At 44.1% G+C, this 14593-nt stretch carries 10 protein-coding genes and 1 pseudogene; 2 read left to right on the forward strand and 9 right to left on the reverse strand.

What is annotated here, in order from left to right; translation table 11 throughout:
* The first annotated feature begins 149 nt into the window (after nt 1–149).
* Entirely contained in the window at nt 150–497 is a 348-nt protein-coding gene (locus ACM0OZ_RS06770; RefSeq protein WP_041034602.1) for a hypothetical protein, read from the forward strand.
* 455 nt (nt 498–952) lie between these two features.
* On the opposite strand, the gene ACM0OZ_RS06775 is transcribed toward ACM0OZ_RS06770, so the two are convergent.
* The 9 genes and pseudogenes from ACM0OZ_RS06775 to sufB form a co-directional block, all read right to left on the reverse strand.
* Nucleotides 953–1462, reverse strand: coding sequence for an FHA domain-containing protein (locus ACM0OZ_RS06775; RefSeq protein ID WP_073632373.1), 510 nt, complete (start codon nt 1460–1462; stop codon nt 953–955).
* A gap of 221 nt (nt 1463–1683) precedes the next feature.
* Complete coding sequence (locus ACM0OZ_RS06780; protein WP_414582032.1) at nt 1684–4149, reverse strand: heavy metal translocating P-type ATPase; 2466 nt, start codon at nt 4147–4149, stop codon at nt 1684–1686.
* A gap of 781 nt (nt 4150–4930) precedes the next feature.
* The gene (locus tag ACM0OZ_RS06785; protein WP_414582034.1) at nt 4931–5206 is read right to left on the reverse strand and encodes a TM2 domain-containing protein; all 276 of its coding nucleotides are present in this window, start codon (nt 5204–5206) and stop codon (nt 4931–4933) included.
* 697 nt (nt 5207–5903) lie between these two features.
* Nucleotides 5904–7484 (reverse strand): lysostaphin resistance A-like protein, encoded by a 1581-nt coding sequence (locus ACM0OZ_RS06790; protein ID WP_414582035.1) that lies wholly within the window; start codon nt 7482–7484, stop codon nt 5904–5906.
* A gap of 749 nt (nt 7485–8233) precedes the next feature.
* Nucleotides 8234–8407, reverse strand: a pseudogene (locus tag ACM0OZ_RS06795) (Uma2 family endonuclease); the annotation flags it as partial.
* Between the two features lie 141 nt (nt 8408–8548).
* Nucleotides 8549–9811: a SufS family cysteine desulfurase gene (locus tag ACM0OZ_RS06800; protein ID WP_414582036.1), complete on the reverse strand. Its 1263-nt coding sequence runs from the start codon at nt 9809–9811 to the stop codon at nt 8549–8551.
* Nucleotides 9812–9847: 36 nt separating this feature from the next.
* Complete coding sequence (gene sufD, locus ACM0OZ_RS06805) at nt 9848–11269, reverse strand: Fe-S cluster assembly protein SufD (RefSeq protein ID WP_414582037.1); 1422 nt, start codon at nt 11267–11269, stop codon at nt 9848–9850.
* On the reverse strand, nt 11269–12057 hold the full coding sequence (gene sufC, locus ACM0OZ_RS06810) for a Fe-S cluster assembly ATPase SufC (RefSeq protein WP_414582038.1): 789 nt from the start codon (nt 12055–12057) through the stop codon (nt 11269–11271). The genes sufD and sufC overlap by 1 nt, the downstream gene beginning before the upstream one ends.
* A 94-nt stretch (nt 12058–12151) precedes the next feature.
* A complete protein-coding gene (gene sufB / locus ACM0OZ_RS06815) occupies nt 12152–13591 on the reverse strand; it encodes a Fe-S cluster assembly protein SufB (protein ID WP_414582039.1) in 1440 nt (479 codons plus the stop codon).
* Nucleotides 13592–13823: 232 nt separating this feature from the next.
* Here sufB and sufR point away from each other — a divergent pair, with 232 nt between their 5' ends.
* The gene (sufR, locus tag ACM0OZ_RS06820; RefSeq protein ID WP_414582061.1) at nt 13824–14495 is read left to right on the forward strand and encodes an iron-sulfur cluster biosynthesis transcriptional regulator SufR; all 672 of its coding nucleotides are present in this window, start codon (nt 13824–13826) and stop codon (nt 14493–14495) included.
* Nucleotides 14496–14593 lie beyond the last annotated feature (98 nt).

The raw sequence follows: 14593 nt of genomic DNA on the forward strand, positions 1-14593 counted from the left end.
GCCAAACCGCTATTGTGAAGTACTTACGTGTCTTATGCTGCTTTTGTCTTTACTCAAAACACAGGTTCTTTAATGAATCTATAATGATTTGGCTTTTAGATGGTTCGGTATTATAGGATGGACGGAGTGTTGCAAGGCTTGGGGCTATTATGGCTCGCTATACCTGTTCATTTATTCTTTCTGTTCCTCTTGACCAACTTCAACCCTTACTTGTAGAACTTCTACAAGATTGTAATTTGGATGTTCAATACTATACAGCCGATTACATCATGGCGCGTGAAATTCCTGGTCATATATCCTTTTTAAAGTTAGTGACGGTGGAAGCATTGATTGACAAAAGCACAGCTACTGAAACAGAAACCCGGATGAGTATCGTGATTAAAAACGAGGAACTAGCACTTCAGCGAGATAATCACTGCCGACAAATGTTTGAATACGTTAAGCAGGCAATTGAAGATTGCCGCCATTGGCATCTGATTGAGAGTCTCGCGGGGTAAGTAGCTATTGGCGCTTTTGACGCTTTCCCGCCTTATAAGGATGCTCCCGCTGAAAACCCTTGGTGTCCGACTCTTGTCGTATACATCCGTACTTTAGGCAAGGGATGAAAGCTGCCGTCGATACGTTTACGCCTGAGTCAAAAAATGGGACAATGAAATGGTCAGTACAAGACATAAAAACCTACCCCTGGACTGGGGGAAAGTAGACGGCTAAAAGATTGGAAGGAGATATCACTACGCAGCTTGTGTGCAAACGTGCTGTAGCGTGCGAACCTGATAAATCAGGATATTAAGACAGCGATGTCTCAAGAATCTCTGCTCCTTTAGGACAGAGAGTGTCAATCTGTAAAGAAAGGCGTCTGCTTGGGCTACCTCAATGATAAGGCTAGCTTATAGCAAAACGCCCCTCCAAAAAATGTGCTCTTCTGACAGTAGAATCCAGAATCAATATGCCTTCAGTCCTCCAGATCCTCGGTCATGCCGGGGTTTATTAGTGTAATATCATACTCACTGGAATCTGTTTGTCCTCCTGTGCGCATACTATCTCGCAGTAGGTAATAAATAGCACGTACTTGAGGACCAAAAACGATTTCGTCCTCATTTTTCAGGTCATGAGCGGGGATCTTCCGCCCGTTATTAATCATTAGACCATTGGAACTAGGTTTGCCTTTGGCATCACCATCGACAATCCGATAATAATAGCTATGCTTCTTACCATCGCGCGGTAGCCTAATGAGTGTGGCATGGCGGCGCGAGACAAACTGCGAGATTAAACGGATATCGCAGTGGGCGTCCCTACCAATGGAATATACCGGGCGATCAAGAATAAATTCTTTGCGTCCTTGATCGTCTTCTATTATCAGTAGATGGCTTTCATTTGTTTCTGCTGCCATTGAAAAATCGTTGCTAAATTCGTCGGTTGAACTGTTATTAATCAAGATTTGTTTCGTATTGTTTGCTGCCATTCTTTGAGTAAAAGTCTATGGTAATTATCTTATATGCTTTTAAATTGCTTAGTTGTTCACAAGAGTAGAACAAGCTGTCCTACTCTTTTAACTACTATGGGCGTTGCACCCGTCTCAACAGGTTTTGTGGGTCTCGAAACACTTAACTACCGACCTAGTTTAACGTGAGATTGGCAAAACCAAATATTTACGCTCACAAATAATACCTTGAAACGAGGAGATTAGGAGCGATGAGCAAAACGTCGTAATAAAAGGGAATTAGTGACGACACTAACAGAGCTAAAAGCCATTAATGCAGCTGCACCCGATGGGCTTAAGACAAAACCTAAACTTGGCAACAAAACACCAGCTGCTAAAGGAATGCCAACAGTGTTATACGCAAAAGCCCAAAATAAATTTTGACGGATTTTGCTCAAAGTTGCACGACTAAGTTGTATAGATTTTACAACATCAGTTAAGTTATCCCGCATCAAGACAATTTCCGCTGTTTCCATCGCAACATCGGTACCTGAGTGTAAAGCAATACCAATATCAGCTTGAGATAGGGCTGGAGCATCATTAATGCCATCTCCTACCATAGCGACAATAGAGTGATCAGTACTTCCCTTTGTTCCCCATGCTTGTAATTCTTGAATAGTAGCAGCCTTCTTTGCAGGGAGAACGCCAGCCAAAACATCACTGGTATTTAGTCCTAGTTGTTTTGCTGTCACATTTGCTGCTTGTTGTGTATCTCCGCTTAGCAACATCACCCGTAAACCCATCTGACGCAACTTATCTACGGTTGCTTTAGCATCTGGTCTTAAGGTATCTTGAACAGCAATCAGTCCGGCTACCGCGTCTCCAACTGCTACGAAAACTACCGTTTTCCCATCTGCTGCTAGCTTGTGTGCCTGTTTTTGTGCAGTTTCACTGACAGAAATTCCGTGCCAATGCAACCAGTCACAGTTCCCTAAAAGTACCAAAGTGCCTTCTACGACAGCAGAGACACCAAGTCCTGGTTCGGTACGAAAGTCCACAGCATCTGGGATAGATAACTGTTGCTGTTGGGCTTCTTGCTGAATTGCCGTTGCTAAAGGATGAATAGTGCCGCTTTCTACTGCTGCTGCCAGTTGTATTAGGGATTGGGGATTGGCAATGAGCGATTGGGAATGATTCTCCAGTCCCTCAATTGGTAGGCAATCTGTAACTACGGGACGACCTGTGGTAAGAGTACCAGTTTTATCAAACACGACTGTGTTTAATTCGTGTACTTTTTCTAAAACGTCGCCGCCTTTGATCAGCAAACCCCGTTCTGCGCCAATGGCTGTTCCTACTAAAATTGCTGTTGGCGTGGCAAGCCCTAAGGCACAGGGGCAAGCGACTACCATTACGGCAATTGCTAGCTTTAAACTCACAAGGAGCGGGGTGTAGATTGTGGGGTGGGAACTGTGGGGGGTGCTGAGTAAGGAGTGGTGAGAGATTTGCATGGCATACGACATAATTGTGTGATGCCAGATGTGGGTGCCGAAAAAGTACCAAAAGACAAATGTTAACAATGCCGCCGTTAATACACCGTAAGTGAAGTACCCAGCGACTGTATCTGCTAATTTTTGTACCGGAGCTTTACGGGTTTGTGCGGCTTCCACTAAGGCGACAATTTGAGCCAAAGTCGTATCACTTCCAGTGCGGGTTGCTTCAATGGCGATCGCTCCTGATTGATTGAGTGTCCCTGCTATCACCAAATCTCCTGGTTGCTTTGTCACTGGCACCGCTTCTCCAGTTAGCATGGACTCATTGACAGTTGTTTGCCCATCGACGACTTTACCATCGACTGGAATTTTCTCTCCTGGCAAAACCTGTAACCATTCACCAACACGCACCACCTCAGCGGGAATTTCTACAATTCCTTTATTAGAAGACAATGCGGCAGCCGATTCCGTCGTTTTAGGCTTGGCAATCAATCGCGCAACAATCGGCTGGAGGGCGAGCAATTCCTTAAATGCTGCTGCAGCGCGACCTCTGGCTTGTTTTTCCAGTGTCCGTCCTAGTAGGATAAAGCCTAACATCATGACTGGCTCGTCAAAGAAGCACTCCCACCCAAGTTGAGGAAACAGCAGAGCCACCAAGCTAGCGATGTAAGCTGTCAGTGTTCCCAATCCCACTAAAGTGTTCATGTTGGGTGCATTGTGCCGTAAACCCCGCCAGCCATCTACTAAAATTGGGCGACCAGGGATAAGAAGCGCTAGCCCTGCCAATCCACAGTGAAACCAGATGTTATGCAAAATCGGTATTACGTAACCACCAATGTTACCTATATGACCAATAAATGACAGGATCAGCAGGACAGCAGCAATGATCAATTGCTGTTTTGCAGACTGCATTTCTCGGCGCTGTCGTTCCGCTGGGTCTTGTATGGATTCTGTCTCACCTACTACTTTCCCGCCTAGTTTCCGGGGTTGAGTTGGGAACCCAGCAGCTGTCAATTGCTTTGCCAGTGCATCCGCATCGACTGCACCACCTTCCAAATCTACGACTGCTACCTCTGTCGCCAGGTTCACACAGGCGCTCTTAACTCCTGGATACTCAGTAAGCCGACGTTCTACTGCCCTCACACAGCCAGCACACTTCATACCCCCGACATCCAAAGTGATTTTCTCTGTTGTCGAGGCTGGTTCTGGGGAAACGTTAGTTTTCGAGACAATTTGCATGGAAAGTTTTTGAATTTGCTACGATGAAACTTTAACGCCTCTCTAAAAGCGTCTCTAATTCGAGCGTAGGCGAAATCCAAAGCTTTGACATAATGTCAAACTTATTAAGTTTTGTTAAGTTTTGGTTGTATGGGGGTCTAGTTGTGTATTAGTTATAAAAAAATTGTTTTTCTTTTGAATTTTTAATTGAATTTACACTTTCAGACCCTATCACTGACGACTCGAACGCATATAAGTCACGTATATAAGTGTAACCACCTGTATTGGTATAAGGAGTATCTCGCTTTTCCAGAAAGGATTGACTGCAATATGAGACATAGTGCAGAAATAAGCTAATCCCAATACTGTCAGTAGTGTTAAGGTTATATTTTTACGTTTGAGCGTTAACATATTGGTGTAAATAAAATATTTTTCACTAAAGATAAATAGTCTTTAGAGTAAGTAATAGACTAAAATTGAGTTCTTCAGATCCCCGACTTCGTAAAAGTTGTCGGGGATCTTGTTTTTTCACAAATCCAAGGGCGGACTGCTATAGTTTATTCTTAACTTAGAATTAATTGACACATACTATAGAAAGAAATTTACCCACAGGAGGATGAATAAAAGACAGATAAAGTTCTCCGCTTGGTGACAAATCTTAAAGGTATAAGCAATGGTAACTTAAGGCTGTCAATAGCTATTTGTAGAATGAGCAGTGCCCCTCCTACTACTGTAAAATTATGAGTTCATGCACCTAAGATAGATACTCTAAAATACAAATTCAATACTGAAAGACGAATTTCTAAAACCAGCCCTGCTTTTTCACAAAGTAGGTATCAACAAATTCGTCGTGGGATTTGTTCAAATAAATCATCCCTTCAATTAAACCTACAAGCTGCATAATCAAGAATGTAAATCCGTAGGTGAAATAACCTCCTACTAAGGAAATCACTAGCATGATAAATCCTTCTGGTGCATACCCAAGAATAAATTTATGGATACCAAAACCTCCAAAAATAATGCCGCAGTATCCAGCTAAAAGTTGTTTGGCGGCGTGACTGGGGGTGAGATTTGCCATATGCGTCAAGCTCCTTCACTTTATAAATGACGTATAAAATTGAAATCCTATACTGCTATAAAATAATTCTGTTGAATTACTGAGTATTAATATTTATTCTTATAAATAAGTATGAATACAGGTAAAACAGATATGCAAAAGCAGCGTACCACTAGTTTTTAGGGAACGCGGTAGCTTCGGAGGAGCGAGGTTTTCAGGGCAGCGAGCACTTGAGACTACACTCCTCAATCATTCCTCTTTCTTTACTTTAACGAGAAATCCCAGTACAGCACTTTTGTACGATTTCTTGCCCAAAAATGCTTTTATTGAGAGATTTTTGCAATTAATGCGAAATACAACTATGCCCCACTACTTCATACAAGTTAACTAGTGCTATTTCCGGATTTTTTTTATTTCTCTTGACATAAGCATCAGTCTCCAAGCGCTTAACGACCCTACATACGCGGTTACTTACGTGTAGTCCAGTTTACACATCTCTAGACGATTCATGAAAAGTGGAGTTCCCATTTGGTTTTTGATTCCACCCATGCAGGGTTTGGGCTTTCAGACTTACCGCAATTTTTTGTAAGTGTTATCCGTAATAATATTTGTGCATTCAAGGTAACATTGCTCAACACTAAATACCAATAATGAATTGGTAAAATTTTGTAAAAATTCTTTAAAGATTTTGGGTATTTTCAATGGCAAGCAGAAAGTATTATTTACTAGTACTGCCTAAGACAAAAAGACTTAGCAGAGTGCCGCTGTTCCAAAGGCTGTGGAGAAGCATAGGAGCAAGGAGATTGCGCGATCGCGTGTAAACGATCCCCAAGACAATACCTAGGGCGAACAGTGGTAAAATTTCCGACAAGCTCAAGTGAGCAGCTGCAAATAGAAAAGCACTGGCAAGAATTGATCCCCACACAGGTAGATAACGAGTCAGGGAGGGTAATAAAAAGCCGCGAAACAAAAGTTCTTCAAATATTGGGGCGGCGATCGCAGCTGTAGAGAAGAATATGCCAAGCGCCACAGTATCTTGGCTTTCTAACGCCAGTTGCAACAAGGGATTACTTCCACCTTGTCCTCGCCAGAGTTGTTGATTAATCAAAGACACCACCACCACTATGGGCAAAGCCACACAATAGCCACCCAGCCCCCACAAAAACCACTTACCTCCTAACCGGAAGCGAAACCAGTCATCTGGTAAAGGGAAAAAGCGTTTGATAGATAAATACAGTACTGACAGGGCACCAAATGTCAGCAACAGGTAATTTACCAAGACGTATAATGCCTGAATTCTGACATTAGGGGCGGGGCGTGGGATAGGGAGGAGAGATATGACTATGGGTACAAGAAGTTGTCCCATCAAGAAAAAGCCCACGACAAAAACCTGTAAAATCGTTTCACCATCCCAAGGCGTTGACCAACCCACATCCGAATTTTGAGCCAATAAAGCTGTTTTCCCTTGGATAAGGCGCTGTCCAACCAAAAAAATCAGCAGCCCTAAACCGAAAAACGCTGTCAGTGCTGGAACGGTACCAATAATTGCTAATTTCAACAATGCTTGTTCAGCAGCTTCTTGTTGAACTGCTTCCAGATCTGCTAAAGCATCCTGACGCTGCTGAAGTTGGTATAACTCACTCAGAGCAATATACCGAAACCAACCATCTAAATTCTTTTGAATCAGTTGTTCAGAAGAAGGCAAAATACGCGGGGGATCACTCCTTAGCCCTGCCAACACAGCAGCAGCTTGCTCAAATTCAGGATTAATGTCTGAACGTTGCTGTAATTGGCTCCAAATTTTCTGCGCCGTCTCTATTTTTCCTTGCTGCGCTTGTAAAATTCCCAGTCGCAAGTCTAATTCAGGAATTAATTTTTGCAGTTGTTTAACAGACTGCTGCAACTTTTGCTGCTGTTCCTGACGAGAAGTGTTGGTAGCAGGAGGCAATTCTGGTTGCGGTTTAGGAGTTGTAGGAGTCGTCGCGGGTTGAGATTGGATCTGCGCCAGTTGCTTTTTGGCTTTTTCCAAATTAGTTTGAGCGGATTTGCGTGCCTCTTGATACTGTTCTGTCGCGCTTTCAAGAGGTTTAACGCCCAGTAGTGCATCCTGCAATGGCTTGAGATTCGCGTTCTTGTCATCTAACGGTTCCCAAGAAGCAGCTTGCAGGACAATATTTGTTTGATAAAGTTCCAAACGACTCTGGAACTGAGGTTCTTGCCAACTACTTAACAAAGATAAGCCGACAAGCAATATCGCAACCAACGTCAGTATGATTAAACCCAACCGCTTGAGAGTCATCTGTTCTCCCTTAACTAACCAAATTTAGAGCGCAAGCTTCACAGATTCTCCTATGGAGGTTCACCTAGTGGGAATTTTCGCAAGAAAACGCTGTCAGAGTATAAATTTCTTAATACAGAGACAATGGATCTCGACTGGATATCATCAGTGTAAGAGTCTGCAAGCAACTTCACTATCTTAAAGTACAAGCCATTGCACTGGTTGCCCTGTGCGGAGGATTTACCCAGTTCTGACGATACTCCTGTAGATAATCAATTGCAAGATTTGATCCCCAGTTTGCTCAAAGCAATCCTAGCTTGAGTATGGGTAAGCTGCATGGATTGGTTTTTTGGCGTTGACATGGGGATTTAGTATGATTTTGACGAACCCGCGATCATAGCAGATGGATTTTTGAGTTTAGCGGTAGATCCTAATACTTGAAGTTGATTTTTGTGCCGACACTCTAGAAGCATGCGGCTACACAAACGAAGCCCGTAGTCAAATGTGGAGAAAATAGACCCCTTGCGGAACGTGAGTTCCATCTGTGTCCATCTGTACGGCAGTTGCTTCAACTCTGGGAACCAGAGCAACGCACTGCCTCGTCCATCTGTGGTTAATTATTCTTTTTTTTCGACTTTTGTAAGAAGTCTAATGAAACCACACATTAACAAGAGATGCACACAGATAATTAACTAGTGTTAATCCGTGTGCATCTGTGGTTCTAAATATCCATTAATCATATTTTTGCAAGAAGTCTAATCACCAGCCAACTATAATATTTTCCCTCTCACCCAAGAGCGAAATGATTTGAGCACAGCAATTTCCCCCACGGTTTTACTCTGCTCAATAAATCTGCTTATTTCACTAACTGATACTGTGGGAAAAGCAATACTAAACTCGCGCTCAACATATTGCCCTTCTACCAACTGATAAAATTTCAACTCTTTATGAATTTTTGAACCACAGATGGACACCGATATTTATCTGTGTCCATCTGTGTAGCCTACGGCACGGCTTACGCCTACATCTGTGGTTTAATTTCAAAAAAATTGACTTATGCAAGAGTTGTATTGTCTATCATCAACTTAACTTAAGAACCCGCCAAAGAAATCTAACGTTTCCTTCAAAGCTTTGACGAAAATATCAATTTCTTCACGGGTATTGTAGAAAGATAGACTTGCCCGTGCAGTCGCCGGAATAACTAAGTGGCGGTGTAATGGCTGAGTGCAGTGGTGTCCAGAACGGATTGCAATGCCTTCTTGGTCTAATAATGTAGATATGTCGTTAGCGTGAACTTCTCCGGCTGTGAATGCAGCAAGAGCCGCTCTACCCAAACCTGCTACTTTAGGTTTAGGACCGTAGATGCGAATTTGTGGAATTTGTTCTAGCTGCTCGAATAGATAGCCAGTCAATTCTGATTCGTAGGCATAGATTTTATCCATACCAATCCCACTCAAGTAGTCTACTGCTGCACCAAGAGCAATTGTTTCTCCAATTGAAGGTGTACCCGCTTCAAATTTATGGGGTAAATCTGCGTATGTAGAATGGTCTAAAAATACATCCGCAATCATTTCACCACCACCCAAGAAGGGAGGCATTGATCGCAGCAATTCTAACTTACCATACAAAAAGCCAATCCCTGTTGGAGCGCACATTTTGTGACCAGAAGCCACCAACCAATCACAGTCAATTTGCTGCACGTTGATAGGCATATGAGGGACGCTTTGGCAAGCATCAATTAATACTTTTGCGCCATATTTATGAGCAATTTCGCAAATCTCCTTTACAGGGTTAATACAACCTAAAGTGTTAGAGACATGCACCACTGACACCAATTTCGTTTTGTCAGAAATCAGTTTCTTGAACTGTTCCAAATCAAAAGTTTCTTCTGCAGCCAGTTCCACAAATTTCAGCACCGCACCCGTCTTTTGTGCTACAAAGTGCCAGGGTACCAAATTACTGTGGTGTTCCATCACCGAGAGGATAATCTCATCTCCTCGTTGCAAATTGCTCATTCCCCAGCTGTAAGCAACCAAGTTTATCGCCTCACTCGCATTGCGGGTGAAGACAATTTCTTGGCGCGATGCAGCATTGACGAACGCAGCAACTTTGTCGCGTGCTGCTTCGTAAGCTTCGGTGGCTTTGGCGCTGAGAATATGCACGCCACGATGCACGTTGGAATTGTATTGCTCGTAATAGTCTCGCAGAGTGTTGAGTACGAGCAAAGGTTTTTGCGACGTGGCGGCGTTGTCGAAGTAAATTAAGGGTTTGCCGTTGACTTCCTGGTGTAATATGGGGAAGTCACCACGGACTATATCAGCAAGGGTTTTTTCTTGGGTAAACGTCATTTTAGTAATTAGTCATGAGTCATGAGTCATGAGTTATTAGTCATTAATTATTGACTGATAACTGTTGACGGTTTGTGTGAGTCTTTCTCGCAAAGAGGGTACAGGTATTTGGTTGATGATTTCGGCGGCGAAGGCGTTAATTAATAAGTTGCGAGCATCATTCGCATCGATACCTCGGCTTTGCAGATAGAAGATTTCATCATCTTCCAACTGGCTAACGGTAGCACCGTGGGCGCATTTTACGTTATCTGCGGTAATTTCCAATTGGGGCTTGGTATCAACTCTGGCTTTAGGTGACAACAGCAAGTTCCGGTTCAACTGTGCTGCATCTGTCAACTGTGCGGGTTTTGGAACAAAAATTTTGCCGTTAAACACCGCATGAGCGCGATCGCCTACAATACACTTGTGCAATTGCTGACTTCTACCATAAGGATAATTAAGGGCGATCGCGCTGTGAGTATCCGCCAACTGGTTCCCCCCAATCATTGTCAACGCATTGAGGGTAGTTTCTGTTTGCTCACCAGTTTGCAAAATCTCTAAATTGTGACGCGACAGCTTCCCACCAAGAGTTATTGCATGACAGGTATATCGACTGTAACGAGCTTGAGAAACAGCAGTCTTCCCAATATGGAAACCCTCTGCACCTTCCTCCTCAAGTCGAGTGTGACTTACCTGAGCATTTTCCTCTACCCAAATCTCCGTCACCGCATTGGTAAAGTAAACCCTCTTCTCTTCCTCCTTGGCGTTCTTCGCGTCTTTGCGGTTCGTATACTCTTCCACCAAAGTCACACTACTACCAGTCTCCGCCACCACCAAACAACGCGGTAGAGAAATCGAGGGAGACTCACCAGCAGCAACAAACACCAAATGAATTGGTGTTTCCACCACCACATTCTTCGCCACCCAAACCACCGCAACATCAGTCATTCCACTGGTATTGAGGGCGGTAAACACCTCATGCGCTCCCTCAGTTTGAGCCAAATATTCCTGCACGCGTGATTGTAGAGACGCGCCATGGCGCGTCTCTACAGGCAAATTAGTCAAATTGCTTACCACAATCCCATCAGGCAAATCTGCAACCGCTGATAACTCAGGCGCATAAACCCCGTTAACGAACACCAAGCGACTGTTAGCAGCTTCTGGTAGTAGCAGCGTATCTTTTTGTACAGACGCAACCTGGCGCGTCTCTACATTAAATTGCACTTTCCGCAAAGAGGATAAATCAGTGAAGCGCCATTCTTCATCGCGGTTGGTGGGGAGAACCGATTTACGTACCCAAAGCGCCGCACGTTCATGTAACTCCTGCAACCAAGCATCAACCTCAACAGACGCGCTATGGCGTGTCTGGACAACCTGATTTAACAACTCAGCCAGATAAGCATCCCTATCCAACACAGTCGATGCCAAATCTACTGGATTTGAGTTAGGAACCGGACTGGGAGAAACTTGAATAGACATTACACACCCACCTCAGCCGCATTCTCTTCCAAAACCCAGTCATAACCGCGAGATTCTAACTCCAGCGCCAATTCCTTACCGCCACTGGTGAGAATCCGTCCCTGAGCCATCACATGAACGTAATCAGGCACGATGTAATTGAGTAACCGCTGATAGTGAGTAATCATAATCGTGGCATTTTCTGGACTCGCCAGCTGATTCACTCCGTTCGCCACAATTTTTAGCGCGTCAATATCCAAACCCGAATCTGTTTCATCCAGAATTGCCAGCTTCGGTTCTAATAGCGCCATTTGCAGAATCTCGTTGCGCTTTTTCTCACCACCGGAGAAACCTTCATTTAAACTTCGACTCAGGAAAGCAGGATTCATCTTCACGACATCCAGCTTTTGTTCAATCAAATCATCAAAGTCGAACGCATCCAATTCCTCTAAACCCTGCGCCTTGCGACGGGAATTGTAAGCCACCCGCAGGAAATCCAAATTGCTCACACCGGGAATTTCCAACGGATACTGAAACGCCAAAAATATACCAGTTCTGGCGCGTTCCTCTGGTTCCATTTCCAGTAAATTCTGTCCTTGGAAAATCACCTCACCGCCAGTCACCTCATACGCCGGATGTCCAGCCAAAACCTTAGAAAAAGTACTCTTACCAGAACCATTCGGTCCCATAATGGCATGGATTTCACCCGAGCGTACCTCAAGGTTCACACCCTTAAGAATAGGTGTTCCATCAACATCAGCTGTCAAATTCCGTACAGACAGCACAATTTCACTATTCTCAATAATCATGCTTGTTCTCTCTCTTCTCTTTTTGGTTCGTAGTAGGCGCTTTAGCGCTTTTTTCTTAGCAGTTTCAAAGCACTAAAGTGCTGACTACAAACAATTAACCTACACTACCTTCCAACTTCAGACTTAGCAGCTTATCAGCTTCCACCGCAAACTCCATCGGTAGCTGATTAAACACATCCTTGCAGAAGCCGCTAATCATCATCGAAATCGCATCTTCCGACGAAATGCCCCGCTGTGCAAAGTAGAATAATTGGTCTTCCCCAATCTTGGAAGTAGAAGCTTCATGCTCCACCTTCGCCGTATGATTTTGTACCTGAATATAAGGGAAAGTATTCGCGTGGGCATTATCCCCGATTAGCATCGAGTCGCACTGGGAATAGTTCCGCGCCCCTTGCGCTTTGGGATTGATTTTCACCAAACCCCGGTAGCTGTTACTAGAATTACCAGCAGAAATTCCCTTAGAAATGATCGTGCTGCGGGTGTTCTTGCCAACGTGAATCATCTTTGTACCGGTATCGGCTTGCTGCATATTATTTGTCAGCGCCACGGAGTAGAATTCACCCACGGAGTTATCACCCACCAGCACGCAGCTGGGATACTTCCAGGTGATAGCAGAACCCGTTTCTACCTGTGTCCAGGAAATTTTGGAATTGACACCTTGACACAAACCGCGCTTGGTGACGAAGTTGTAAATACCGCCTTTGCCATTCGCATCGCCTGCGTACCAGTTCTGCACGGTGGAATATTTAATTTCGGCGTTGTCGAGGGCGACGAGTTCTACGACAGCGGCGTGTAGCTGGTTGCTGTCATACATCGGCGCGGTGCAGCCTTCCAGGTAGGAGACATAGCTACCTTCTTCAGCAACAATCAGTGTCCGCTCGAATTGTCCAGTTTCACCGTTGTTGATGCGGAAGTAGGTAGACAGTTCCATTGGGCATTTTACGCCTTTAGGAATATAGACAAAGGAACCATCGCTGAATACGGCGGCATTGAGAGCTGCAAAGTAATTATCTGCGGCTGGGACAACGCTACCCAAGTACTTCTGCACCAATTCTGGATGTTCCTGCAATGCTTCAGAAATTGAGCAGAAAATGACACCATCTTTCGCCAGCTTTTCTTTAAAGGTGGTACCGATAGAAACGCTATCGAAAATCGCATCAACGGCAACGTTTGCCAGTCGCTTCTGTTCTGACAGGGGAAGACCTAGCTTTTCAAAGGTTTCCAACAAAGCTGGATCAACTTCGTCCAAGCTGTTAAGCTTTTGTTTCTTTTGTTTCGGCGCTGAGTAGTAAATGATATTCTGATAATCAATCGTAGGATACTTAACGCTTGGCCAAGTTGGTTCTGTCATCTTTTGCCACTGGCGAAAAGCTCTCAGGCGAAAATCCAGCATGAACTCCGGCTCGTTTTTCTTGGCGGAGATGAGGCGGATGATGTCCTCGTTTAGTCCACGCGGAATCATGTCGGCTTCAATATCGGTGATAAAGCCGTACTTGTATGGCTGGTTGACTAAGGTTTTGACAGTGGCACTCATCGGTAGTTTTCTCTTGTGTTCTCAGTTGGGAATCTCTTTAAGGATGGGAGACGGGCTTTTTGTAGCTGAGTCCCATATTCAGTAACCAAGTGGTTACGCGACTGCTAAAATTAGTATAGAGACTAAAGCAACAACTTTGTTGTTTAACTTATCTTCATTTTAAGCTAGATTAACAACAACATTGTTGTCAAAATCATATTTTCTTCAAATAAAATGAATTTTTGGGACGATGATGGTGACTACCCAGCAGTCCTCAACTAAGCAAGATATCCTAGAATATCTCCTGAAACACTCGCAGGCTACAGCTTTTGAGCTAGCCGAAGATCTCGATATTAGCCCCCAAGCAATTCGTCGTCATCTTAAGGATCTAGAGGCGGAGCAACTGATTTATTTCTCTTTGTCAGTGCAGGGGGGGATGGGGCGTCCGCAACACATTTATCAATTGACTCGTCAAGGACGCGATCGCCTGAGTAAGGAAGTTGCCGATAGCTACGGTCAATTTGCCGTTTCTCTACTGGATACATTAGCTCAAACAGTGGGACGCGACCAAGTCAGTTCGATTTTACGAAAGCAGTGGGAACGCAAGGCAGAAGAATATCGAGAACGCTTGGGAAATGCTTCACTATCACAGAGGGTGGCAACTTTGGTAGAACTGAGAAAAGCTGAAGGCTATATGGCTGAGTGTCACCCCGTAGACTCGAGTGAGTCATCACAAGGCGAACAATTTATTTTAATGGAACACAACTGCGCGATTTCTGATGTTGCAGAGTCTTTTCCCAGCATCTGCGGTCATGAATTGGAAATGTTTGCCGCAGTTTTACCAGATTGTACTGTAGAGCGTACCCACTGGATTATTAACGGCGAACATCGCTGTGGCTATTTAGTCCAACAGCGAAAAAACTGAGCTTAAGTTTTTTCCATTAAATAAGTAGCCCCAACCAGTGGGCACTTGATATTAAGTCTAGGTCATGAATTATAGGTAATTAGTAATAGACTTTACCA

The organism is Scytonema sp. PCC 10023, assembly GCF_963920835.1.
Classification (GTDB): domain Bacteria; phylum Cyanobacteriota; class Cyanobacteriia; order Cyanobacteriales; family Nostocaceae; genus Kalymmatonema.